At 30.3% G+C, this 24623-nt stretch carries 27 protein-coding genes; 1 reads left to right on the plus strand and 26 read right to left on the minus strand.

Going from position 1 to position 24623, the window contains the following annotated elements:
* Positions 1–1485 precede the first annotated feature (1485 nt).
* On the plus strand, positions 1486–1707 hold the full coding sequence (locus tag B3M86_RS01440; protein WP_180905597.1) for a hypothetical protein: 222 nt from the start codon (positions 1486–1488) through the stop codon (positions 1705–1707).
* A 30-nt stretch (positions 1708–1737) separates the two neighbouring features.
* Here the strand turns inward: B3M86_RS01440 and B3M86_RS01445 are convergent, their stop codons facing one another.
* From B3M86_RS01445 to B3M86_RS01570, 26 genes are all read right to left on the minus strand, one after another.
* Positions 1738–2376 (minus strand): HAD family hydrolase, encoded by a 639-nt coding sequence (locus B3M86_RS01445; RefSeq protein WP_291076704.1) that lies wholly within the window; start codon positions 2374–2376, stop codon positions 1738–1740.
* Positions 2366–3337, minus strand: a complete 972-nt coding sequence (locus B3M86_RS01450; RefSeq protein ID WP_291076703.1) for an ATP-grasp domain-containing protein — start codon at positions 3335–3337, stop codon at positions 2366–2368. The genes B3M86_RS01445 and B3M86_RS01450 overlap by 11 nt, the downstream gene beginning before the upstream one ends.
* Positions 3338–3341: 4 nt before the next feature.
* Positions 3342–4451, minus strand: coding sequence for a glycosyltransferase family 4 protein (locus B3M86_RS01455; protein WP_291076701.1), 1110 nt, complete (start codon positions 4449–4451; stop codon positions 3342–3344).
* Positions 4452–4454: 3 nt separating this feature from the next.
* Positions 4455–5060, minus strand: coding sequence for a sugar transferase (locus B3M86_RS01460; RefSeq protein ID WP_280045895.1), 606 nt, complete (start codon positions 5058–5060; stop codon positions 4455–4457).
* A gap of 46 nt (positions 5061–5106) precedes the next feature.
* Entirely contained in the window at positions 5107–5466 is a 360-nt protein-coding gene (locus B3M86_RS01465) for a four helix bundle protein (RefSeq protein WP_291069317.1), read from the minus strand.
* Between the two features lie 75 nt (positions 5467–5541).
* Positions 5542–6798 carry a glycosyltransferase family 4 protein gene (locus B3M86_RS01470; protein WP_291069319.1) on the minus strand — a complete coding sequence of 419 codons (1257 nt, stop codon included), beginning with the start codon at positions 6796–6798 and terminating at the stop codon, positions 5542–5544.
* On the minus strand, positions 6788–7852 hold the full coding sequence (locus B3M86_RS01475; protein WP_280045898.1) for a glycosyltransferase family 4 protein: 1065 nt from the start codon (positions 7850–7852) through the stop codon (positions 6788–6790). Before B3M86_RS01475 ends, B3M86_RS01470 begins: the two co-directional genes overlap by 11 nt.
* A gap of 8 nt (positions 7853–7860) precedes the next feature.
* Positions 7861–8730, minus strand: a complete 870-nt coding sequence (locus B3M86_RS01480; RefSeq protein WP_280045899.1) for a glycosyltransferase family 2 protein — start codon at positions 8728–8730, stop codon at positions 7861–7863.
* 63 nt (positions 8731–8793) lie between these two features.
* Entirely contained in the window at positions 8794–9882 is a 1089-nt protein-coding gene (locus B3M86_RS01485; protein WP_280045900.1) for an EpsG family protein, read from the minus strand.
* Between the two features lie 3 nt (positions 9883–9885).
* Positions 9886–10878 carry a glycosyltransferase family 2 protein gene (locus tag B3M86_RS01490; RefSeq protein ID WP_280045901.1) on the minus strand — a complete coding sequence of 331 codons (993 nt, stop codon included), beginning with the start codon at positions 10876–10878 and terminating at the stop codon, positions 9886–9888.
* Complete coding sequence (locus B3M86_RS01495; RefSeq protein ID WP_280045902.1) at positions 10868–11782, minus strand: glycosyltransferase family 2 protein; 915 nt, start codon at positions 11780–11782, stop codon at positions 10868–10870. Before B3M86_RS01495 ends, B3M86_RS01490 begins: the two co-directional genes overlap by 11 nt.
* Entirely contained in the window at positions 11783–12412 is a 630-nt protein-coding gene (locus B3M86_RS01500; RefSeq protein ID WP_280045903.1) for a DUF1919 domain-containing protein, read from the minus strand.
* A gap of 5 nt (positions 12413–12417) precedes the next feature.
* Positions 12418–12855 carry a beta-1,6-N-acetylglucosaminyltransferase gene (locus B3M86_RS01505; protein ID WP_280045904.1) on the minus strand — a complete coding sequence of 146 codons (438 nt, stop codon included), beginning with the start codon at positions 12853–12855 and terminating at the stop codon, positions 12418–12420.
* A complete protein-coding gene (locus B3M86_RS01510; protein ID WP_280045905.1) occupies positions 12848–13549 on the minus strand; it encodes a glycosyltransferase in 702 nt (233 codons plus the stop codon). Before B3M86_RS01510 ends, B3M86_RS01505 begins: the two co-directional genes overlap by 8 nt.
* Positions 13546–14808 carry an oligosaccharide flippase family protein gene (locus B3M86_RS01515; RefSeq protein ID WP_280045906.1) on the minus strand — a complete coding sequence of 421 codons (1263 nt, stop codon included), beginning with the start codon at positions 14806–14808 and terminating at the stop codon, positions 13546–13548. The genes B3M86_RS01510 and B3M86_RS01515 overlap by 4 nt, the downstream gene beginning before the upstream one ends.
* Before the next feature lie 3 nt (positions 14809–14811).
* Positions 14812–15672 carry a glucose-1-phosphate thymidylyltransferase RfbA gene (gene rfbA / locus B3M86_RS01520; protein ID WP_291076698.1) on the minus strand — a complete coding sequence of 287 codons (861 nt, stop codon included), beginning with the start codon at positions 15670–15672 and terminating at the stop codon, positions 14812–14814.
* A 20-nt stretch (positions 15673–15692) separates the two neighbouring features.
* Positions 15693–16241 (minus strand): dTDP-4-dehydrorhamnose 3,5-epimerase, encoded by a 549-nt coding sequence (gene rfbC / locus B3M86_RS01525; RefSeq protein WP_291076696.1) that lies wholly within the window; start codon positions 16239–16241, stop codon positions 15693–15695.
* Positions 16241–17584 carry a nucleotide sugar dehydrogenase gene (locus B3M86_RS01530; protein WP_291076694.1) on the minus strand — a complete coding sequence of 448 codons (1344 nt, stop codon included), beginning with the start codon at positions 17582–17584 and terminating at the stop codon, positions 16241–16243. Before B3M86_RS01530 ends, rfbC begins: the two co-directional genes overlap by 1 nt.
* A complete protein-coding gene (locus B3M86_RS01535; protein WP_291076692.1) occupies positions 17581–18597 on the minus strand; it encodes an NAD-dependent epimerase/dehydratase family protein in 1017 nt (338 codons plus the stop codon). Before B3M86_RS01535 ends, B3M86_RS01530 begins: the two co-directional genes overlap by 4 nt.
* Positions 18597–19016 carry an adenylyltransferase/cytidyltransferase family protein gene (locus B3M86_RS01540; RefSeq protein WP_291059886.1) on the minus strand — a complete coding sequence of 140 codons (420 nt, stop codon included), beginning with the start codon at positions 19014–19016 and terminating at the stop codon, positions 18597–18599. Before B3M86_RS01540 ends, B3M86_RS01535 begins: the two co-directional genes overlap by 1 nt.
* Before the next feature lie 101 nt (positions 19017–19117).
* Positions 19118–20110 (minus strand): mannose-1-phosphate guanylyltransferase, encoded by a 993-nt coding sequence (locus B3M86_RS01545; RefSeq protein ID WP_280035073.1) that lies wholly within the window; start codon positions 20108–20110, stop codon positions 19118–19120.
* Between the two features lie 129 nt (positions 20111–20239).
* Positions 20240–21682, minus strand: a complete 1443-nt coding sequence (pyk, locus tag B3M86_RS01550) for a pyruvate kinase (protein ID WP_291076691.1) — start codon at positions 21680–21682, stop codon at positions 20240–20242.
* 32 nt (positions 21683–21714) lie between these two features.
* Positions 21715–22173, minus strand: coding sequence for an IPExxxVDY family protein (locus B3M86_RS01555; RefSeq protein ID WP_125349149.1), 459 nt, complete (start codon positions 22171–22173; stop codon positions 21715–21717).
* 4 nt (positions 22174–22177) lie between these two features.
* Positions 22178–22930 carry a ribonuclease III gene (rnc, locus tag B3M86_RS01560; protein WP_219034125.1) on the minus strand — a complete coding sequence of 251 codons (753 nt, stop codon included), beginning with the start codon at positions 22928–22930 and terminating at the stop codon, positions 22178–22180.
* Positions 22930–24183: a beta-ketoacyl-ACP synthase II gene (gene fabF / locus B3M86_RS01565; RefSeq protein ID WP_291076690.1), complete on the minus strand. Its 1254-nt coding sequence runs from the start codon at positions 24181–24183 to the stop codon at positions 22930–22932. Before fabF ends, rnc begins: the two co-directional genes overlap by 1 nt.
* A 13-nt stretch (positions 24184–24196) precedes the next feature.
* Positions 24197–24433, minus strand: a complete 237-nt coding sequence (locus B3M86_RS01570; protein ID WP_038336002.1) for an acyl carrier protein — start codon at positions 24431–24433, stop codon at positions 24197–24199.
* Between the last annotated feature and the right edge of the window lie 190 nt (positions 24434–24623).

Raw genomic sequence — 24623 nt, forward strand, 5'->3', positions numbered from 1 at the left:
AAAGCATTTAGCGAGTAGCCGTTATTGACCGACTTGTAAGCATTATACCTAAGCTCCACTGGAGCTTCTCCTTTTAATTTCAAATGTTTTTTTTATCAAGATTCCCCGAAGGGCATATGAATTCATTTAAAAACAATAATATCTCATGAATAAAAAAATGAATGAAATATAGTTTTGAAAAACGAGAATAATCTTTCTATCACTTTTTTATGAGCAAAAAAGTAATATACCGAAGCTTATAAAGCTTCTCCTTTTAATTTCAAATTTTTAATTTCAAATTCTTAATCTCAAATGTTTTTTCATCAAGGTTCCCCGAAGGGTATATGAATTCATTCGAAAACAATAATAACTCATGAATAAAAAATGAATAAATACTGTTTTACACTACTTTTTAAGTTACACCCAAAATTCCCCCTCTGACAAGTTTTAAAAATTACATTAATAAATGAAAAAAATTAACACTAATCATTTTATGAAGATCATTTATACTCTTTGTGTTGTCTTCGGGGGATAGAGTGTGAATCTGTTTACTCTTTCATAATTTTACATCGTTTTTTAATTCAACATTAGTTTTAAAATCCACTCCTTTTCCTGTACATCGCGCCAACTTTGTTTTAGGAAAGGGGTTTTTTGTTATGTTTTACGTGATACGCTTAACGTTTTACGTTTTTTTTCTTATTAATATTCAAATCCTTTTTTAACAACGAATTTTAGAGTTGACATACGATTTGCAGACGAGCTTCAATCCATTGAAACAAGCGTAAAAAAGATTAGTGAGCGTATGCGAATCATTTAATCTTTTTAGTGCGTGAGATGAGAATTGAACGTCGAAAATCGCGGTCTTGTAATGCTTTGCATTCATGAATACCTTAAAAATAATAATAAATCATATGAATAACTTTTGATTACTTTTTGATCAAGCAAAAAAGTAATAAATAAAGAACTACTAATTATTCTCTTGTTCACGTAATTATGTTCAAAACCTCATCTTTTTGTATTTCTTAACTCATCTCAAAACCTCATCCTTAATCTGAATACATACTACTTTTTACAATTCTAAAATCTCAATACTAATATCTAACATCTACTAGTAGAATCGAATAACCATCTGTGCATTTCTATAATAAGAAACACATATTTAGAGAGAGTACTTTACTTGATTTGTAGAGGAATTAAACCAAGTAAATTGTATGAAGTTCGATGCGATTGTGATGGAAGAAAACGACCAAAAACAAGAAAGGCATGGAACTCATCTTAAAGCATCAGAGGTACTGGTATACCGTGCAACAATAAGAGAGCCCACGCCTAGGTCGTGAGCAAATTTACTTATTTTCTCGTTGCTACAAAAATTACCAGTTTTCTAATGCGAGATCAAAGTATAATTACTTTATTTTTTTAACTATCTGATAACAAATATAATAATAATTTTTAATATTCGGATATAAATCCGAATTATTTTTTTAAATAACTCCTTCATTTGTTAAAATGAAAGATAAAAATAGAAAAATAGTAGAATTTATAAGAGATAATTGGTTAGCAAATGATCAAAGTAATTTATCTTTTGCTACGTCACATGGTATTGATGAAAAAACTGTAAGACTAATTAAAGAAGATGAGAATTACAATATTAGTTTAAAAACAATTTTAAGAATTTGTGAAGCTAGAGAAATGAAATTATACGAATTTTTCAAGATGGTTAATATATAAAAAGGCTCCAACTTGGAACCTTTTTATATGTTATAATTTTAATAATTCACTTAAGCTATTTATTTTAATTTTTGGTAAATATCCTTCTTCTATATCAAAATTTTGGGGATGTATATTACTTCCTTGATCTAAGAGACAAATACTTGTCCAGCCCAATTTATTTGGACTAACAAAATCTTTTTTAGGATTATCTGCTATATAAAAATAATCATCGATATCATTTTCATGGAATATTTTAAAGTTACGCTCATCTGGCTTTGTTGAACCAAACTCTTCAGAAACAATTATTTTTTCAAATAAATCTTCAATCCCTAATGCCTTTAGTTTATTTCGTTGTGATATAGATCTACCATCTGTTATCAAACCTAATTTATATCCTTTAGATTTTATTTTTTTTAAAAGATCATACGCCCCTTCGTTTAAAGACACATTCGGAAAATGATTTCTATACAGTTCTAAAAGTTGCTCTATTGAATATTTCGGATAATCTTCCACCAAGAAATCAAAAACATTTTCGCCTCTTTGATATTTAGAAAACATCAATTCGTATAATTCCTCATGATTTTCTTTATCTATTAAAGCTGCAATCTCTTTATATGCCGATTTTAGATAATCTATTTCATACATCAAGGTATCATCAAGATCAAAAATGATATATTTAACCTTCATAATTACGAACTAAAACTTCATCATCATAACGAAGCATCAATAAATTATTTTCCCAATTTTCAGTATAATCAATCGTTTTTCCTAAAATGTATTCTTCTATCAAATATTTAGGATAATTAGCCCCTGCTAAATAACTCAAAGGATATCCTCCACCAAAGCGTGGGTTAATTTCTATTCCAATAATTCGTTTTGTATCTGGATTAAAGAAAAACTGCATAGTTAAACAACCTACAGCACCTTCTATATGAGAAAGTCTTTCTTTAACATAAGCAGCAATTTCATTTTTATGGGTAACTCCTTTGTTGACTTCACCAGCGCGCACAAAAATTCGTTTACGAGGAACGACACACTTTAAATCACCATCATTATCATAATACGTATCTACGGTATATTCATCATGATTTGCATGATCAATATATTCCATAAACATCAATTTTGGATTTTCGAAATGATAATCAGTTAATTGAGATTCGTTTTCAATCAAAAAAGTATCTTTACTTAAAGATCCATCATACGGTTTAATAAATAAGGGAAATGTAAGGTTGTTTTTATCTAAATCTTGTGGAATATCAATATTATTTTCGACAAAAAACTGATTAATAATCCGTTTATCACGACATGCTTTTACAAAATCTAAAGCTGAAACAATAGGCGTTATTCCTTCCTTTAAAAACAAATCTTTATTTTCTGCTAAAACCAATAACTCTGTATCAATTGTAGGAACGATTATTTTAATTTCTAATTCTTTACAAATTTGAATCAATTCAGAAATATAATCTGAATCAGTTACCCTTTTAACAGTTCTATAGCCATCGGACACATGACAAGCTGGAGCTAAAATCGGATTAAGATCTACTGTATAAACCTTATTGGTTTCATTTAGTTTCTTAATCTCAGTTTGAAAAGCTTTAACTAAAGAGACTCTTTGTCCAGCCGATGTGATAAGTATATTTTTATTCATTACATTATTTTAAATCAATTACCTTTTGGTAAACTTTTAAAGTATTATCAGCCATAATATCAGAGGTGAAATTATTAAGTGCGAACTCCTTACCATTTGAGGCAACTCTTTTTCGTAGTGATTCGTCTTTAATTAAATGCTCTAAAATAGATTTTAGTTCTTCTATATTTTCATTTTTAAAGATAAATCCAGTTTCCCCATGAGAAATTTGATCATATGCACCTTCAGTATCTGATCGCACAACACAACATTTAGATAACATTGCTTCTATTACGACTAAACCAAATCCTTCCAACCTTGAAGGTAACACAAATATATCCATCATGTCATAAAAAGGTTTTGGATCTTGATAAGGAACAATACATACTTTATCGACTAAATCTGCATTATTAATTTCATTTTCGAGCCACCCTTCCTCATCTGAACTTTTATAGGACCCAACAAATACTAAAAAGATATTTTCATTTAATTCATTTAATCTTTTAATAGAGTTTAATAAAATATCATGACCTTTTCGTTTCTCAATACTAGATACTATTCCAATAATAATCTTATTCTTAGGAATATTATATTTAGTTTTTAAATTATCAATATGAGCATCAGGAGAACTTATAGAATATCTTTCTGATACACCATGATATACCATTTCTATTTGTGAAGGTTTATAATTAAAATGATTAATGGCATAATTATATGTCTCTTTACTTATTGCAATAACTTTATCTGCATTTTTATATTCTAATTTTTTAGGTAAATCTGCAACATGAATAGTTGAAACAAATTTTTTCCCTAAAATCCATGGAATAAAAGATAAATAAGGTGACTGCGCATGTATGATATCTGATTTTATAAATAAAAGTTTTTTTAAAATAAATAACGTAGATAATATTTTATCTTTCATTCCTGATTTGTAAACTTTATCAAACCAAATTATATTTGCTCCTGAATTTTCAAATCTTTTCTCTAAATATTTTAAACCTTCATTATAATGTTCCGATCTACCGATTAAAACTGTAACATCATGACCTTTTTTAACGAATGCCTCTGTTAAATCAAGAGTATTCGTTGTTAATCCTGTTTCATTTATTTTTGTTAATAATTTTACAATTTTCATTTACTAATTTTTTCCGTTAAAAACTTCCATGGTTGCTTGACCGTCTTGAGAAATTCCTTCCGATCGAAACACCTTCTTGAAGGTACTAAAAAACACCTTAACATCTGTAGCAAATGATACATTCTCTACATACCATACATCCAATTCAAATTTCTTTTTCCACGAAATGGCATTTCTTCCATTGACTTGAGCCCAACCCGTAATACCAGGTCGTACTAAGTGACGTTTCTTCTGTTCTTCATTGTATAGAGGCAAATACTGTGGCAATAAAGGACGAGGTCCTATTAGTGACATATCGCCTTTTAAGACATTGATCAACTGAGGAATTTCATCCAATGACGTTTTACGAACAAATGCACCAATTGGTGTTAATCGTTCGGCATCCGACAACAAATTTCCTTGTGCATCTTTTTTATCGTTCATGGTTTTGAACTTGATGATTTTAAATATTCGTTCATTTCGTCCAGGACGTGCTTGAAAGAAAAAAGGCTTGCCTTGGTTGGCAAAGTACAAGCCAATCATCACTACGATAAATAGTGGCGATAAAATAATCAACCCAACAAAAGCGATGATGAAATCGAAAAGTCTTTTAAAAAAGTTTTTGTACATAATTTTAGGGATTAGGGACTAGGGATTAGAGACTAGAGATTAGGGACTAAAGCTTTGATTTTCTGTAATTAATTAGACCGTTTAACATTTTTCCTATTTCTTCTAGTTTTGATATTAATTGAATAAATTCTTCTTCGTTAATATAGATTAAATTTCGTGCAATAATAAGTTGAGTATCTAATTCTACAACGCTACCTAATGCAATATATAAAAACTGGACTAACTCTTTATTTCCTTGACGTGCACTACCTTCAGCAATATTACTTGGAATCGAAACAGCTGCCCTTCTCATTTGTGATGTCAAGCCATAAAGTTCTCCTTTAGGAAAATCTTGAGTTACCTTGTATAAATCAGTAACAAAATCGACTGATTTTTTCCAAACATCTAAGTCCTTATGCGTTTTCATATCTTTTATTTTAGGGACTAGGAACTAGAGATTAGAAAGTCTAGTTTCTGATCACTGATTTCTAGTTTCTAATATCTAATTCTTGATATCCAGTTTTTTAATCAACATATTATATTCATCTAACAAGGCGTTCCATACAAGTGATTGTTCATAACGTGATTGTATCATTGGGCGAGCATTATTCTTTAAACTTAAGTAATAGTCTTTATCTTCCATCAACTTTTGCATAGCTACTGTAATTGCTTCTGCATTTTTTACAGGAATAATCGTACCATTTTCTCCTTCAACTATAATTTCGTTACACCCATTAATATTGCTTACAATACTTGGTAATTCCATTGCTCCTGCCTGCATTACTACATTCGGGAATCCTTCACGATAACTTGGAAATACTAACGCATTCGAAATTGCGAAATAAGGACGAACATCTTTTTGAAAACCAACCGAAATGATATTTTTATTTAGCTCTATTTCTTTTAACGTTTCCTCCTTTAAAGGATCAAGTTCTGTTTCTAATGGACCTACTAATAAGAGTTTAGGAACTTTACTAGGGACTGGAGACTGGGGACTAGGGACTAGAGACTGGGGACTAGAGACTAGGGGGTTGGGATTAGAGACTAGAGTGCTAGATTCCTGATTTCTAGTTTCTAGTTCCTTAAAAGCTGCCACCAGCTCATTAATTCCTTTATCTCCCACTAATCGTCCTACAAAAACAAACACAAAATCATTGGGTTGAATACCTAATTCTTCTTTCAAGTCAAGCAACTGTTCTGTTGAAAAATGTTCTTTAGAAAAAAAATCCAAATCAATACCGTTCACATTTCCATTTGCAATCACTTTAAGAGGTTTAGACGTAATTTTATAAGAAATCAAATCATTCTTTACTCCATTACCTTCTGGATAAATATGGGTTGCTGACAAACATAATAATTGATCCATTTTAATTAACAACTTTTGCATAGCACCTGTACGCGTAGGAAAAATTAGTCCTGTAAACGTATGCATTCGTATAGGCACACCTGCTAATTTTCCAGCTAGCATCGTCAACAAACCTGCTTTAGGTGTAATTGAATGAACTACGGCTGGTTTTTCATTCTTAAAAACAATAAAAAGCTTAATTAAAGAAACAAAGTCTTTAATAGGACTAATTCCTCTTTTCATCTCTACCGAATGAGTTGGAATACCTTCTCTATTTTGTATTTCTATTAAATCTTTACCTGCAGAGGAGACACCTATTATATGAAATGTTTGATTTAAAAATTTAAGTTGACCTTTTAAAAGAATGTTTAATGAAATAGGTACAGTAGAAGTACGAATAATTTTAGTTTTCATCATAAAGATTTATTAATTCATCAACCATTAAATTAATATCATATTTTTTAGATTTTTCTAAACAATTGTTTATTGTCTGTTGATATAAAAATGGATCATTTAATTTTAAGATTTTAGAAATTAAATCCTCTACATTGCTTGGTTCAAAAAGTAGACCTCCACCATCTACCACTTGTGCTAAACCATTTACGTCAGATGCAATTAAAGGAATTCCACTTGCCATAGCTTCTACAGCTACCAATCCAAAACCTTCCCAATGAGAACTTAATATAGCAATGTCACACATTTTCATCAGCGCATACACGTCATTACGTATTCCTAAAAATGTTACCCGATCTTGTAACTGTAATGTTTCAACTAGATCTTCTAAAATTGGTCGTCTAGCCCCATCACCTATTAATAGTAACTTATAATCCTCGGGTAATAATTTTAAAGCTTTAATAACAGAATCTTGATCTTTTTGTTCTCTAAAACCAGCAACCATGATTAAAATCTTATCATTTACTGAATAATTGAATAATTCACGATTGTATTTAATACTCGTATTTACATTATTCAAATTCACTCCATTTTCAATGACTAAAAGTTTATTATTGCTTAAATTCAGTTTTTCTTTTAACACAGATTTAACCTCTTCTGTAATACAAATTACGTTATCATAGCACGCATAAATTAACTTTTCTATTAATCGAAACTTCTTATTCTCCAAACGTCGATTCGATGTATTATGTTCCGTAAAAAATAATTTTACTTTTTTAAAACAAAACAAACGAGCAATAGCGGCAAAATATTGGGCAGGAAATAAATGCACATGAACAACATCATACTTATAAAAAAAAGGTATTAATTTTAAAATATAAATTGGGTTATAGTAAGATGTCCCCAATGTAAAAATGGTACAACAATTTAATGCTTCTAATTCTTTATATAAATGCGTTTTTTCTCCATTTAATAAGACCACATCAACCTGATTCCCTTTTGCAACTAAAAGTGGAACAGTCTCTACAATTAACTTTTCGGCACCACCTATAGCTAAGCTATCTATAATTTGCAAGATTCTCATTATTTATCTTTCAATAAAAAAATTAAACTTAAAGGAATACCAAAAACAGAATATATAAAATTCACATCTTTAAATTTTCTAAAAAATGATCTTTTAGAATATCTAGCAAACCTCCAATAATTAATATTTGCTCTTATTCTTTGAACAAAGGAAATAGGCATATTTTGCATTTCTTTATAAAAAAGTAGCGCACCTTCTGGAGATTGTTTACGAATTTCGAAATTTTTATCAGTAAGTCCTCCTTCTTGGTATTCTCCAATGTAAATAATTTCAGGCTTCCAAATCATTTTATACTTTAAACCAATACGGTTCCAAATTAATCCTTCTGTCAAAAATCTTTCATCACTGATTTTAGGAAAAGGGTACTTTTTTAAGACATCTGTACTCACAACCTCTGCCATGTCTCCCATAACTTTTCTTTTTAGTCTGAAATCGAAAACGTTTTCTGTAACCACCTTTGTGAAATTGAGTGATCCAATAGGTTTTTCAATAGAATATCCTCTTCGGTAGGAAATACCAGCCACATCATCTCCTATTGTTTTGAAGTTTTGATAATCTTTTAAAATTATTCCGACAGCTTCATCAATTAAATAATCATCGCTATCTACAATAAAAAACAATTCCCCCTTTGCTAAATTAACTCCCGTATTAATTGCAATATGTTTTCCTGCATTCGCTTGTTTAAAATAATTAATTTCTATATTATCCTCTTTTTTAAATGATTGCACAAGTTCTTGTGTGTTATCTATTGAACCATCATCAACAATAACCCATTCAAATCTTTTGTCAGATTGTTTTTTTAAACTTTTATAAAGTCTTGTTAATAATAAAGCTCTATTGTAGGTAGGGGTAAAAATTGTTAGTTTCATTTTAAATCAAAGCTATTGTTACTGTATTTTGCTGGACTAAAAAATTATATTAATATCACAAATTTATCTTAGTTTAAAAAAAAGAGAGATTAATGCAGTTAATAAAAATAATGTAGTAATATTCCATATTCCTACTTTTCTTCTAAATGATTTTAAAAAAGGAATTATTAATACAGGAATAATTATCCAACTCATTACTCCATATCTGTCACTATATACCTGACTAAACATTAAAAAGAAAAATGAAGACAACAAAATGTAAGTAAAAAAATAGGAAAGATTAGTTTCATAATCATCAAGAGATTTAAAATTAATCTTTCGAGAAACTTGCCAAAATATCACCATAAATAAAGTATTAAATAAATAAAAATCTGGTCTAAAACCTATTTTATAAATTATAGCACCATCTCCATTTCCAATTGCTCTTTCGCTAAAAACACTTCCTAAAAGAGGAATTTCCTTAAAAAAGTCAACAATATTTAAATTGGCAATTGCAATAATGGATGTTAATAAATAAATAAAAATATAAAAATTTAAATTTCTATAAAATACAGCTATTATAAAAAAAAGAACAGGAATGATAACAGAAATATGAAATAAACATCCTATAGTAAAAAGTAAGAACGCTTTTTTCCTTTCAGTTTCAAAAAAAGCTGTACCAATTAAAAAACAACTTAGTCCAATTCCTTGCCTAATAATGTTTCCGCCTAAGCTTTCAAAGAAAAAAGACATCACAAAAAAAGCGAAAAAAATAAAAGGATGCCTTAAATTTACTTTTTTTATAAATAACAATAAAGGACCTAAAAACAATACTACAATTGAGAAAAAGTAAAATCTATCATTATTAAAAATTTTTTTTGAAAGAAATGAATACAAATAAAAAAAGAAATCTTTGGATTGACTAAAGACAGAACGTAGGCTAGAAATCTCATTTCTGTATTGATTAATATAAACTTCAGTATCTGAGTATTTTAGAATAGGTCTATAAGTGAAGTATAAAGCATATATCATCCCGAAAATAATTACTAAAATCCATTCGAATTTATAATAAACTTTATTCTTAAATATATCTTCACATATTAATAATAAAGAAAACAATATTACTACGACCAAAAGACCTAATGATAAATTTTTGTAAATAATCTCTTCCATAATTTATTTTCTTTTAAATACAGAAAAATAAAACTTAAAAAGTTTAGAATTTAAAAATCTACCAAAAAGTTTCATTCTAAAATTCATATTTTCAAAATTATCAATTGGTAAAAAACCCTCCTCGAAATATTTGTTATAAAAAACACTTACTGTCTTAAATTTATATGGCCGTATAAACATACTGTAAAAAAAACCAATAACTGATTGATTTACAACCGTTCTAATTATTTTCAATCGATTACCATCTAAATTACGTGAAAATTCTTTAAGACTTTTGTGAACTATATAACTATCATTAGCTAACTTTAAAAGATGACTGTCTGAAATAAATCTTGAAGTAGAGTTTCCATTATCCACATAATTATAAAGAACTTTATCTATCTGCTTTACTTTATTGTAATAATAAAAATAACGCGTATTAAATTCTAAATCCTCAATATTTTTTATTCCTTTTATAAACCGTAAATTATATTGTTCTATAATACTACTTTTTAAAATTGTAGTCCATAAAAATGATGGGTTATGTCTTAATACAAACTCATAACCTTCAAAATATAAAGGAATTTCTCTTAAATGATTATACCTATTTTTTATTATTTTTTCATTATTTATCACATTATAATTAAATTTTAAGATATAATCAGAATCTGGCGATTCTAGATGATTCTCTATTGTAGATAATGAATCTTTTTCTATGTAATCATCTGCATCTATAAACCAAATATTTTCTCCTTTAGAATTATCTAACCCTTTATTTCTTGCCTCACTAGCCCCTCTATTTTCTTGAGAAATTAATTTCAGATTTTTATAATTAAATTCATTAATAAAATCGTGTATATGTTTTAAAGAATTATCTGTTGAACCGTCATTTATAAGAATTACCTCAAAAATCAAGTTATGCCCTCTATTTGAATATATTGATTTTAAGCAATTTACTATATATTTTTCTACATTATAAACTGGAATTATAATACTTAGTTCTATCTTATTTTCCATGTAATCCAAATTTATAGATGAAATATTTTATCTTTTGCTTTATTGAAAATTTATTAAAATTCTCACTTAAATATGTAGTATATTCATTGGGAAGCTGTTTGTAATTCATATTTTTCAAAACCTCTAAATAAGTATTTTGAATTTCTTTATCAATTAAAATAGCTACCTGATCAAGTCCTTTATTTTCAAAAAAGTCTTTCCTATTTTTTTTAGCATCAATTAAATGATTTTTACTCAATAAAAACTTATTTTTATCATTCATAATACTTCCTTCTCGCTGTCTATAATAATACAATTTACTATCAATGAAGTTTACTTTTTTACATTTATCTAATAGTTCATGGATTACAAATTCATCTTCATGAATCCTACCCTTTGGATATCTAACACTTTCCCATAGTTTCTTTTTATATAATTTATTCCAAGCTACTATTACTAGTGGATTTCTAAAATCAGTAATGTGTTCAAGCATAAAAATTTGGTCAAATTCTTTAACGTCCCCTTCAACACCAGCAATATTTAATTCACTCTCATCACTAAATTTCAATAAATCACAGAAAATCATATCAGCATCACCAATATTTTTGTGAAGAATTTCTATAAACTGTGGATGTACCAAATCATCACTATCTACAAAAGCTATATATTCTCCTTTTGATATATCTAAACCGGCGTTTCTTGCATCTGATAATCCTCCATTTTCTTTGCGAATTACTAAAATACGAGCATCCTGCTTTGCATAAGCATCGCAAATTTCGCCACAACGATCGGGAGAGCCGTCATCGACCAAAATAATCTCTAAATTCGGGTAAGTTTGTTGAATGATTGAATCTACACATTCTTGCAGATACTCCTCGACCTTGTAAATAGGGACAATAACAGATATTAGCGGATTTTCAGTCATCTATACTTTTTTAATTTCATTATCATTCAACCAATGGATAAGATCAACATATTTATTAGTAATATTATACAATAATATTCCATCTTGCACTGTTTTTCCATTTTCAGATTCATATATCTTAATATGATTTTCATTGTCGAATTCGTGAATAGAAAATGAAATTTTATTTTTATAAGGAAGTTGATGAAACTTATGAATGATTTCTTCTGTACAACCATCTCGATCATCAATCTTAAAGAAAAAATTATCACTGTTTTCTGAAAGTAATCGTTGAGTTCTTCTATTCCACTTATCCAATGCTTCCTCTTCACTTTGATAATGCATAAAATGGACTTCGATATCACCTAAAAGTCCAATAGGATAATGAACATTCTCTCTCCATTTGGACTTTTTACTAAACTTCAAGGGCAGATCTAAATAATAATTGAAATTCTCTAATAGTTTTATGTAATCTGGCGCATAAAAATAAAGTCCAATAAATGGTGTATTAAATGGCTTATCTAAGTCCTTATAAATTTCAGCACCCCAACAATTATTGCTGATGATAGAAAATGGTTTTTCATTATACTTTGTATCAGATAAATATTTAATTGGGGCTTTTTTTCGTTTAAAGTATTTAAAAATATTCATAAACCCTAATTTTTTAATTGTTCAACTAATGGTGCAAATTTACCTTTTAATAATTCGTTGTCGTAAACTGTGTAATTAGTAAGTGTAGTAAGTTGATTGAATGCGACCTTAGCTTCTTTTATATTATTAACAAACTTGATATATTCTAAATCCTTTATCCATTCGTAGGTTCCTAATACTTTATTATTATACTTACCATCGAAAGTGTTTTTTAATAAGTTCAATGTAGCTTTAACCTGAGAAAAATCTCCCCAAATACAATCTACCCTATCTTTAATAAAAAATACATTATCACTTTTAATAACTGAAGTAAACAAATTAAGATCAGATTTGATATCAATATGAATATAAAATACTACATCAGTATCTTGTAAACTATTTATCATTCTCAATAACTGATGTGGATATTGATGGGCCTGTATTAAATAAATTTTCTTAATCATTTTTTAAGCTTTTAAACAATACATCCCACTTATTCATTATCTTCTCCAATTGGTAATTTTTAGCTTTCAACTTTGCATTTATCCCCATCTCTATTCGTAAATCCTCATTTTCAATAAGCTTTAAGATATTATTTAAGTATGTTGTTTTATCATTCAAAGCAACTAAGAACCCTGTTTTTTTATTTTCTACTAATTCTGAAGGTCCGTATTTACAATCATAAGCAACTATAGGCAAACCAAGTTCCAATGCTTCCAACATTACTAGAGAAAACCCTTCAAATGTAGATGCCATCAGATAAATTGATGCGGTTTTGTAAAAATTAATCATATCATGAGAGGCGTCTTCAATGATCACATTGTTTTGTAAATGATATTTTGAGATTAAATCTAAATAGTTTTGCTTTTCGCTACCAGATCCTTTCAGCTTTAAAATCCAATCGGGATAACTTTTTACAACATCTTTCCACAAGTTTATAAGATGATCGAACTGTTTTTGAGGTTCAAATCTACCAACAGCAATTGCTACTTTAGATTGTAATGTAGAAACTTCGTCAAAAGCATCAAAAGTTTGAGGATTTGGTATAGAAATTACATTAGATGAATAATTACTCCATTCCTTTTTATCTCCTTTTGTTAGTACTATAAATTTTTCTACGCCGTATATTGGAACTAATATAGAGACTTTTGGTTTCATAATAATTTATTTCTTTTAGTAACATATATACAATAGATTATTTCAGTTATTCCAGATAAAGCCATTGTAGCACCAAAAACTAAAATATTTTGATATAACAATAAACCAATAGTTGTATATAAAGCAAAGCTAACTAAAGCTATTAATTGGTTTTTGGTAACCAAAAAATATTTATTGTTAGGAATAAAAACAAAACTAATATATGCTCCAACAACTAGCCAAGTCATTACAGTAACACTTAATAAAATTGATAACGGATAAGCTAATAACATATCTATCCCTCCCATAAATTGTACAATCCACTTTCCAAATAACCCAATAAAAACAATGACACTTAAAGAAATAAGTGTTTCTAGATTAATCAATTTTTTAATTTTATCTTTATCAATATTATTGATTAATTTTGGAAATATTGCTCCATTAATACTCATAAAAATGGTTCGAGGTACAATGATTATTTTACTGGCTAAATCATAAATTGCTACATCTTTCATTCCAAAAAAGGAACCTATGATAATTACGATACTTTGTTCTTTAAAAACACTTGCCGATGTGCTTAAAAAAAAGGGTAGAGCATCTTTAAACCAAACTTTAAGCTCTCTATAATTTACAAATGTAACTTTTAAATGCTGTTTAAATGTAATGATTAAATATGCGATTACTCCACCTAAAATACTACTTAACGAAACAATTAAAGCGTAAATATTTAAATCATCAGCATTCTTAATTATAAGAAAAATAGCAGGCAGAGATAAAAGTTTTAACCCTAACTGTATATAGGTTACTATTTTCATTTTTTGAATTGCCTGAAAATACCATTGTGGAAAAATTATAAATGAAATAATCTGCGTAAAACAAATTAATAACAATTGATAATTATTTCTAAATAATGGAATGAGAAAACATAAAAACATCAAAACTACACTTGCTAAAATAAATAAATAAAACTTAGCTGTTAAGACACAAGAAAGTGTTTTTTGCAATGATTTTTTATCATCAACATTTAATGCAATCGCTTTTGTTGCAGGTAGATCAAACCCAAAATTGACCAAAAATACAAAATAAGTAGTTATAGATGTTGCAAATACAAACAAACCATAACTTTCTAGGCCTAATGTTCTAATTAAAAAAGGATATATTAATAGATAGAAAAAAGAATTCAACACTTGTAAAATGGTCATAAAAAAATAGTTTTCAATTATTTCTTTATTATTCTTAGCAAGCATTATAATACTATTTATTTTAGCTTTTAAACCCATTTATTACTTACAAACTTTCATCAAATACTCTCCATACCCACTTTTTTTCAGTGGTTCTGCAATATTCATTAATTCTTCTTTTGTAATGTACCCCATGCGATACGCCACTTCTTCTATGGCACCAATTTTCATTCCTTGACGTTCTTCGATCACTTGAACAAATTGACCAGCTTGCATCAATGAATTGATTGTTCCAGTATCTAACCAAGCTGTACCACGATCGAAAACACCTACTTTCAGTTTTCCTCTTTTCAAATATTCTGCATTAATATCTGTAATTTCTAATTCTCCACGCGGAGAAGGTTTTATATTTTTTGCAATTTCAACCACATCATTATCATAAAAATACAATCCTGGAACGGCATAGTTAGATTTTGGTTCTTTAGGTTTTTCTTCTATTGATACGACTTCATTCTTCTCATTAAACTCAACTACACCATATCGTTCAGGATCGCTCACTTGATAAGCAAAAACTACGCCACCATTTGGATCTGCAGAATCTTGTAATAATTTTGACATTCCTGAAGCATAGAAAATATTATCACCTAATATCAATGCTACTTTATCATCGCCAATAAATTCTTCTCCTAATATAAAAGCTTGTGCCAACCCATCTGGACTTGGTTGTTCTTTGTACGAAAATTTACATCCGATCTGTGATCCATCACCTAATAACTTCTCAAAATGAGGTAAATCATGAGGTGTAGAAATAATTAAAATCTCATTAATCCCAGCCAACATCAATGTTGACAAAGGATAATAAATCATGGGTTTGTCATACACCGGCATCAATTGCTTGCTTACTGCCAATGTTAAGGGATGTAATCGTGTTCCTGAGCCTCCTGCTAAAATTATTCCTTTCAATTTATAGTATTTTAGTTTAGTTATTTTGTTTTAAATTTCTGAAACGATTGTGCTTCTTGATCTTTATCAGAGATAATCATTTTATCCGAAGGGATTTGCCAATCAATATTCAATTCTTGATCTAAAGGATTTACTCCGTCCTCTGAAGCTTTATTGTATCCATTATCACATTTATAGAAAAAAGTTGCTGAATCAGATATTACAGAAAAGCCATGTAAAAATCCTCTCGGAATAAACAATTGTTTTTTATTATCTGCCGATAATTCAACTGCAACTGACTGTCCATAGGTTTCAGAACCTGGACGAACATCAACTGCAACATCTATCACCGCTCCTTCTACAACACGAACCAATTTTGCTTGCGAATGCTCTCCTGCTTGCATATGTAATCCGCGAACTACGCCATATGAAGAACGAGATTGATTATCTTGAACAAAAGTTGGTTTATAACCCAAAATTTCTTCCATTTTGTTTTCATTATATGATTCGAAGAAATATCCTCTCGAATCTTCAAAAACTGTAGGTTCTAAAATAAAACAACCTTTTAATTTCGTTTCTGTCGCTTTCATTATAGTCGTTTATCAACTTCTTCTTTAGGCAAAGCCCCTTTTACATCATAAATCACTCCATTTTCTTTTAAATAATCCGTTAACTGAAGATTTAAAAACTCATTGTGTGATACTGTCAAAATAATGGCGTCAAATTTAGATTCTTCGACAAACTCAGAATGACATTTTATTCCATATTCGTGCATCACCTCATCTGGGTTAGCCCAAGGGTCTAAAGTTGTCACCTCTATTCCATATTCTTCTAATGCATTAATTACATCAATTGCTTTCGAATTACGAATATCAGGGCAATTTTCTTTAAAGGTAATTCCTAAATTTAGAACTTTCGCGCCTTTAACTTTGATATCGTTATTTATTAACAATTTAACAACTTGCGAAGCTACAAAAGCTCCCATCGAGTCATTTAATCTCCTTGCTGCTAAAATTAATTCAGAATAATAACCAATTTCTTGTGCTTTTTGAGCCAAATAAAATGGATCAACGCCAATACAATGTCCTCCAACTAAACCTGGTTTAAATGGTAAAAAATTCCATTTTGTTCCAGCAGCTTCTAAAACATCGTTTGTATCAATATCCATTAGCGAAAAAATCTTCGATAATTCATTGATAAATGCAATATTGATATCACGCTGCGAATTTTCGATCACTTTTGATGCTTCTGCAACCTTGATTGTAGGTGCTAAATGAGTCCCAGCAACAATTACTGATTTATATAAATCATCAACAATTTTTCCAATTTCTGGAGTTGAACCTGAGGTTACTTTTAAAATTTTCTCAACCGTGTGTTTTTTATCGCCTGGATTAATTCGCTCTGGTGAATATCCCGCATAAAAATCTTGGTTAAACTTCAATCCCGAAGAATGTTCCAATACAGGAATACATTCTTCTTCTGTAACACCTGGATAAACCGTTGATTCGTAAATAACAATATCATTTGGTTTTAAAACTTTACCTACTGTTTCTGAAGACTTTTTAAGCGGTGTTAAATCAGGTCGATTATTCTTATCTACAGGAGTTGGAACGGTTACAATAAAAATTGTAGCATCTCTAATATCTTCTGTATTTGAAGAGCAAAACAATCCTGCACTTCGACTACGCTCAGTGTCCATTTGAGATCCTTCGACAAGCTCAGAATGTGAATTAAAAGGGTTTTGTTTAACTAAAACATTTTGTAGAACATTATTTTCAACTTCTAAAGTTGAATCAATTCCACTATTTAATTCTGCAATACGTTTCTGATTGATATCAAACCCAACAACAGGGTATTTTGTTGCAAATAATCGAGCCAAAGGTAAACCTACGTAACCTAAACCGATAACTGCTATTTTATGTTGTTGATTCATTTATTATAATATTTTCTGTACCATTGTACAAAGTTATACACTCCTTTGTCAACAGGATAATTAGGATTATAACCAAATTTATCTTTCAAATCTTGGACATCCGCCCATGTTTGATTGACATCTCCTGCTTGCATCGGATACATTTCTAAAATAGCTTTTTCACCTGTTGAATGCTCAACTTCTTTGATAAAATCCATTAATTGAACAGGTTTACTATTCCCAATATTGTATAATTGGTATTTTTCGTTTGTATTTTTATCTTCAAGAATTTTGTCAATTCCTTGAATAATATCATCAATATATGTGAAATCGCGTGATAAATCGCCGTGATTAAAAACTTTTAAAGGTTGATGATTCAATATAGCATCTGTAAACAAAAACATTGCCATATCTGGTCGTCCCCAAGGTCCATAAACAGTGAAAAAGCGCAAACCTATCGTTTGGAAATCGTACAAATGGCTATACGCATGCGCCATTAGCTCGTTTGCTTTTTTGGTTGCAGCGTATAAACTAATAGGATGATCAACATTTTGATTTGTTGAAAAAGGAACATCTGAAGAGTTTCCATAAATACTTGAACTACTTGCGTACAATAATTTTTTGACGTTATAATTTCGGCAACATTCTAAAATATTTAGAAAACCAACCAAATTACTTTGTCCATAGGCATCAGGATTTTCGATACTATAACGAACACCAGCCTGAGCTGCCATATTAACAACCGCATCAAAAGAATATTCTTTAAAAAGTTGAGCTAATGACTCTTTGTCTTCTAAATTCATTCGATAGAAAATCATCTTTTCTTCGTGTTTAGAAGAAAGAACTTTCTGATCAAAATTTGAAGCAAATTCTTGATTGATTCCTAATTCTTTTAATCGATCATATTTTAACTGAATAGTGTAATAATCGTTAATACTATCAATTCCAACAACTTTGATGTTTTTTTCGATTAATTTTTCAGCTAAATGGTAACCTATGAAACCAGCTACACCAGTTATGAATACTGTTTTCATTATTTCTCCTTTTCAGAAGTCGCAACTACTTTTCTTAATCCTGAACTAGAGAAGCGATGTGTACGCTTGTTGTAGTAAATTTGAATATGATTATCTAAACAATATTGTTTTCCCGTAAAGTCGATATTTCGGTATTCTTCCCCTATAATTCTAATATTTACTGGTAAAGCACTTAACATATCAAACAAATCTTGTTCGGTTTCGTAAGGAATAATTTCGTCGACATAACGACAACCTTCTAATTGAATATAACGCTCTACGATGGATTGCGTAGGACTATTTTTTGAAGGGTCTACACTTGCAGGATCTGTATTAAGCCCTACAATTAAGTAGTCGCATTGTCTTTTAGCTTCTTCGAGCATCATCACATGACCTGCATGAAGCAAGTCAAATATACCGAATGTAATTCCCGTTGTCATTTTATAATACTATTGTTGGAGCGACAAATTTAGGGATTTATATTGAATTAATTGTAAGCTTTTATGACATAAAAAAAGCACTCAAATCGAGTGCTAGGTATTTAAATTAATTCAGAATTTCTTTTTTCTAAATGCGTATAAACATTCTTTACTTCCTGCGAATATTCTTTTTGTAGAATTAAATTCGCGGTTGGGGTATTCACAAAAATAGTGTTTTGCAAACCGACAAAAGAAGTATAAACATCTGTTCCAATCACCATGTTTCCATTACGATCGACATAATGTCCGTTCATCACAAAATAATCATACAAGGATTCGAAAGAACCTAAATCATTCCAAACAAATTTTGCTGGAACTACTTTTATCTTCTTGCTTCGTTCCATTACAGCATAATCGATACTATTTGATGGAATATTCATTGAAAGTTCTTCGTTCAACTCTCCGTTGATATTTTCAGACCAAGCAATTTTAGACGCTTCGTAAATTTCTTTCTCAAATTTCTTTAGTTCTTTCAATAAAACACGTGCTTTGAAACAAAACATTCCACTGTTCCACAAAAAATTCCCTTGCTCGATAAAATCTTGCGCCGTAATATGATTGGGCTTTTCGCGAAACGATAACACAGTGTCTTCTTTGTGTTCGATATAGCCATACCCTGTTTCTGGACGAGTTGGATGCACTCCAAATGTGACAATATAGTCATTTTGTGCTAATTCGATTGCTCTATTCATCGCTTCTTGATAGGCTTCCATATCTTCAATCAAATGATCAGAAGGTGTCACAATTAGAATATCATCATCCTCAACTGCTAAAGCTGCAAATGCAATTGCCGCTGCAGTATTACGTGGAACAGCCTCTACAATTTTTGTGTATTCAACATTCATTTTATCAAGCACTTCTTGACTTAAATGGTCATTATCTTTATTCCCAATCACCATTAATTTATCAGCAATTGGACGATTTCTCTGAATCGTTAACTCAAATAAAGATTGCCCATTAAACAAAGGTAAATATTGTTTGGGATGACTTTTTCGTGAAAGTGGCCAAAGTCTACTCCCAACACCACCAGATAAGATCACATTATAAATACACATAAATTCTTCTAATTCGAACTTGTAAAGTTATTAAAAACTACTATATCATAGCATTCTATTATGATTTTTATTTTAAACACAAAAAAAGCGTTCAAAAATGAACGCTTTAAAGTATTGGTATTGATTTTATTAAATCATCGAAATACGTAGTGTATTGGTAATTCCTTTCTCAAATGCTGGCATTGCATTCAGATTGATGATATAATCACCATATTCTACATAACCCGCATTTTTCGCTAAGATATTGACCTCTGTAACCGTTTGATCCGTAGATGTATCGCGAGGATCGTAATTGATTGATTTTACACCCCATAACAAATTCAACATACGGTTGATTCGTTTACTTGGATTGAAAACCAAAATAAATGAATTTGGACGATGAGAAGAAATTTGGAAAGCGGTATAACCAGAATACGTCAACGTTGCAATTGCTTTCGCTCCTGTATCTTCTGCCATTTTAGCTGCATTATAACAAACCATATCAGTTACGAAACGTTCGTTTTTGATCTTTGGTTTGTGTTCTGGTACATGTACGTGATCATCATCTTCAACAGTTTGAAGAATTTTTGTCATTTTCTCGATAACTTGTACAGGATATTGTCCTACAGAAGTTTCTCCAGATAACATTACTGCATCCGCACCATCAAAAACTGCATTTGCAACATCAGAAACTTCCGCACGAGTTGGTGTCAAACTAGAAATCATTGTCTCCATCATTTGTGTTGCAACAATAACTGGTTTACGCGCTAATTTCGCTTTGTCAATTAATTGTTTTTGCGCTTTTGGAACGATTTCAAACGGAACCTCAACTCCTAAATCTCCACGAGCAACCATTAATCCATCCGAAAATTCTAAAATATCATCGATATTTTCTAATGCTTCAGGTTTTTCAATTTTAGAGATAATTGGAATTTTTACTGTTCCATGTTCTTTGATAAATTCTGATAAATCTTTTACATCTTGTCCAGAACGTACAAAAGATAATGCAAACCAATCGACACGATTTTCGATAGCGAATTTTGCATCTTCTTTATCTTTTTCTGTTAGAGCAGGTAAAGAAATATTGGTATTTGGTAAGTTAACTCCTTTTTTAGAACGTAATGGACCTCCTTGAATCGTTTCTGCTTTTACAGTATCTGTTCCGTTTGTCTCGATTACTTTGAAGATTAATTTTCCGTCATCAATTAAGATATTTTCTCCCACTTGCACATCTTGCGCAAACTTTTTGTACGTCATAAAAACTTTTTCTTTCGTTCCTACAACATCTTCGTTTGTGAAAGTTAAAATTTCTCCTGGATTGATTACGAAATCTTCGTGTTCCATTTTTCCAATACGCAATTTAGGACCTTGTAAATCCGCTAAAATTGCTGTATTGTAGCCATGATCGTTATTTAATTGATGAATTGTTTCAATCTTACGTTTCACATCCGCATAATCTGCGTGCGAAAAGTTGATACGGAACACATCTGTTCCTTTTCTCATCATTTCTAATAAAATCTCTGGACTTTCTGTTGCCGGACCTAAAGTCGCGACAATTTTTGTCTTTTTAAGATATTGTCTATCGTAAATCATAATTTTTCCCTTTTTTTATGCACAATATTTTGTTAGAAAACCAATTGATCTGCATTGCTAATCAAATCGATATCTATTTTTTTGATCGTTTTTATAAAATCTTTTTCTACAAATGGTAGTTGAAGATATTGTAGTTCATCTTCCCAACCAGAGATTTTTACTACATAGTTGCAATCCTTGTAATTTGGCACAAGAATAACGCTCTCTTTGAAAAGATTTGATAAATCTACTTCATTTTTTTTAAAATCGGATTGATTTGGAATATTTTTAATGATATGATAATCTATTTTATTTGCTTCATCTAACCATTGATAGGTTTCGAAAAAATAAGTATGCTCATCTAACCAAATATCCAAATCCTGAATACGCTCAAAACGCGTATCAAAAGTAGAGTTGAGATGGAAAATAAATTGTGTAGAAGTGTTAAAACTAGAATTTACGCCTATGAGATGAAAATCTATCCAATCATCATATAAGAGTAATTCTGCCATGTTTCTAAACTTTTTCTATTTTCTTTTGTAACGAATAGTACGCGCGTTTTGCTGCGCTTTCTTCGGCTTTCTTTTTAGAAGTTCCTCTCCCTTTCGAGATGACTTTATCATTGAGACGGATTACTGACACAAAAACCTGCAAATCTTCTGCGTTTTGCTCCTCAAATGTATTGAATCTTATCGTATTTCTCGTTTTTTGACTCCATTCCAAAATCAACGATTTGTGACTTGTAATCGTGTGCTCCAAACGATCTAAATCCGCATAAGGGTCAATAATTTTGACTTGAATAAATTTTTGTACTGCAGCTATACCTCCATCAACATAAATTGCACCAACCAACGCCTCCAACATATCACCATTTACGTCTTCACCCAAATTGTTGTGATTGTTCATTGGATCCAAATAATCTAACAAGCCAAGTTGTTTGGAAACGGCATTCAATTGTTTACGCGAAACAATTTTAGAGCGCATTTTTGTCAAATAACCTTCTTGTTGATCGGGCGCTTTGTAGTATAAGTACATTGCTGCAGAAGCACCAAGTAATGCATCTCCTAAAAACTCTAATCTTTCAAAGTTTATACTGTTTCCATTTTCATCTTTTTTCTGTGCAGATCTGTGGGTAAATGCTTCTTTAAAAACCTCAACATTGCGAGGAGTATAACCCAAAATCGACTTCAAAAATTTCAAAAAAGGATCAGATGAATTTGAATCATCACGATGATTTTTAAAAGAAAATAATTTTTTTAAGAAAGACATTACTTATACTTCTTAAATATCACACAAGCATTGTGACCACCGAAACCAAAAGTATTACTCAATGCATAATCTACATTTTTCTCTTTTGCTTTGTTAAATGTATAATCGATTTTAGGATCAAGATTTTCATCATCCGTAAAATGATTAATTGTTGGTGGAACGATACTGTTATTGATTGCTCCAATAGCCGAAATCGCTTCAATAATCCCTGCACCACCTAATAAGTGACCAGTCATAGATTTTGTTGAATTGATTTGAATATTATAAGCATGTTCTCCAAATAATTTTTGAATTGCTTTAGATTCTGCAATATCACCTAATGGTGTAGATGTTCCGTGCATATTGATATGATCCACGTCTTCTACGCTGATATTGGCATCTAATAAAGCCTCTCTCATCACATTTAATGCGCCTAATCCTTCGGGATGTGGAGCTGTAATATGGTGAGCATCTGCTGTAATTCCTGTTCCTACTAATTCAGCATAAATTGTAGCTCCACGTGCAATTGCATGTTCGTACTCTTCTAAAACAATACATCCAGCTCCCTCTCCCATTACAAAACCGTCACGGTCTTTGTCGAATGGACGAGAAGCAGTTTGTGGATCATCGTTTCGTGTAGATAACGCATGTAATGCATTGAAACCTCCAATACTTGATGCTGTAATCGCAGCTTCTGAACCTCCTGTTACAATTGCTTCTGCTTTTCCAAGTCTTAATAACATATAAGCGTCAATAATTGCATTTGTTGAAGAGGCACATGCCGAAACAGTTGTATAATTAGGTCCCATAAGACCAAATTCCATTGAAATATGACCAGGCGTGATATCTGCAATCATCTTAGGGATAAAGAAAGGATTGAAACGAGGTGTTCCATTTCCTGTAGAGTAATTTGAAACTTCTTCTTCAAAAGTTTTAATTCCACCGATACCAGATCCCCATATAACGCCGATACGCTCTTTGTTTACATTTGCATCTTCTAAGATTCCACTGTGTTTTATTGCCTCTCTAGCTGCAATAATTCCCAATTGGGCACAACGGTCAATTTTTCTTGCCTCTTTACGATCAAAATGATCTTCGATATTGAAGTTTTTGATCTCACAAGCAAATTGTGTCTTAAAAAGAGTTGCGTCAAAAAGCGTAATAGGCGCAGCGCCACTTACACCATTCACTAATCCATTCCAGTATTCTTGGTATGTATTTCCGATTGGTGTTAGCGCGCCTAAACCTGTTACTACTACTCTTTTTAATTCCATAAAATAGGAACTATTACTTGTTTAAGTCTTCGATGTATGTTACAGCTTGACCTACAGTTGAAATTTTTTCTGCTTGATCGTCTGGAATTTGGATATCAAATTCTTTTTCGAATTCCATGATTAATTCTACTGTGTCTAATGAATCAGCTCCTAAATCGTTAGTGAAACTTGCTTCTAGCGTAACTTCGCTTTCGTCAACTCCTAATTTATCTACGATAATCGCTTTCACTCTTGATGTAATGTCAGACATAATTTTCTAATTTTAATTGTTGTAAACTAGTGCAAAAATATAAAACTTATATTAAATACAAGCTTTTTTTTATATGCACGCATAAGAACTTGGAAATATATGGTGAATAAACATGCACGAAAACGTTTAAGTGAATGACATAAGTCAAATTTTTCACGCTTCTTTTTATTGTAACTTTGTACAAAGTTTT

This window comes from Empedobacter sp. UBA6305 (assembly GCF_002440405.1).
In the GTDB taxonomy this organism is placed as follows: Bacteria; Bacteroidota; Bacteroidia; order Flavobacteriales; family Weeksellaceae; genus Empedobacter; species Empedobacter falsenii_B.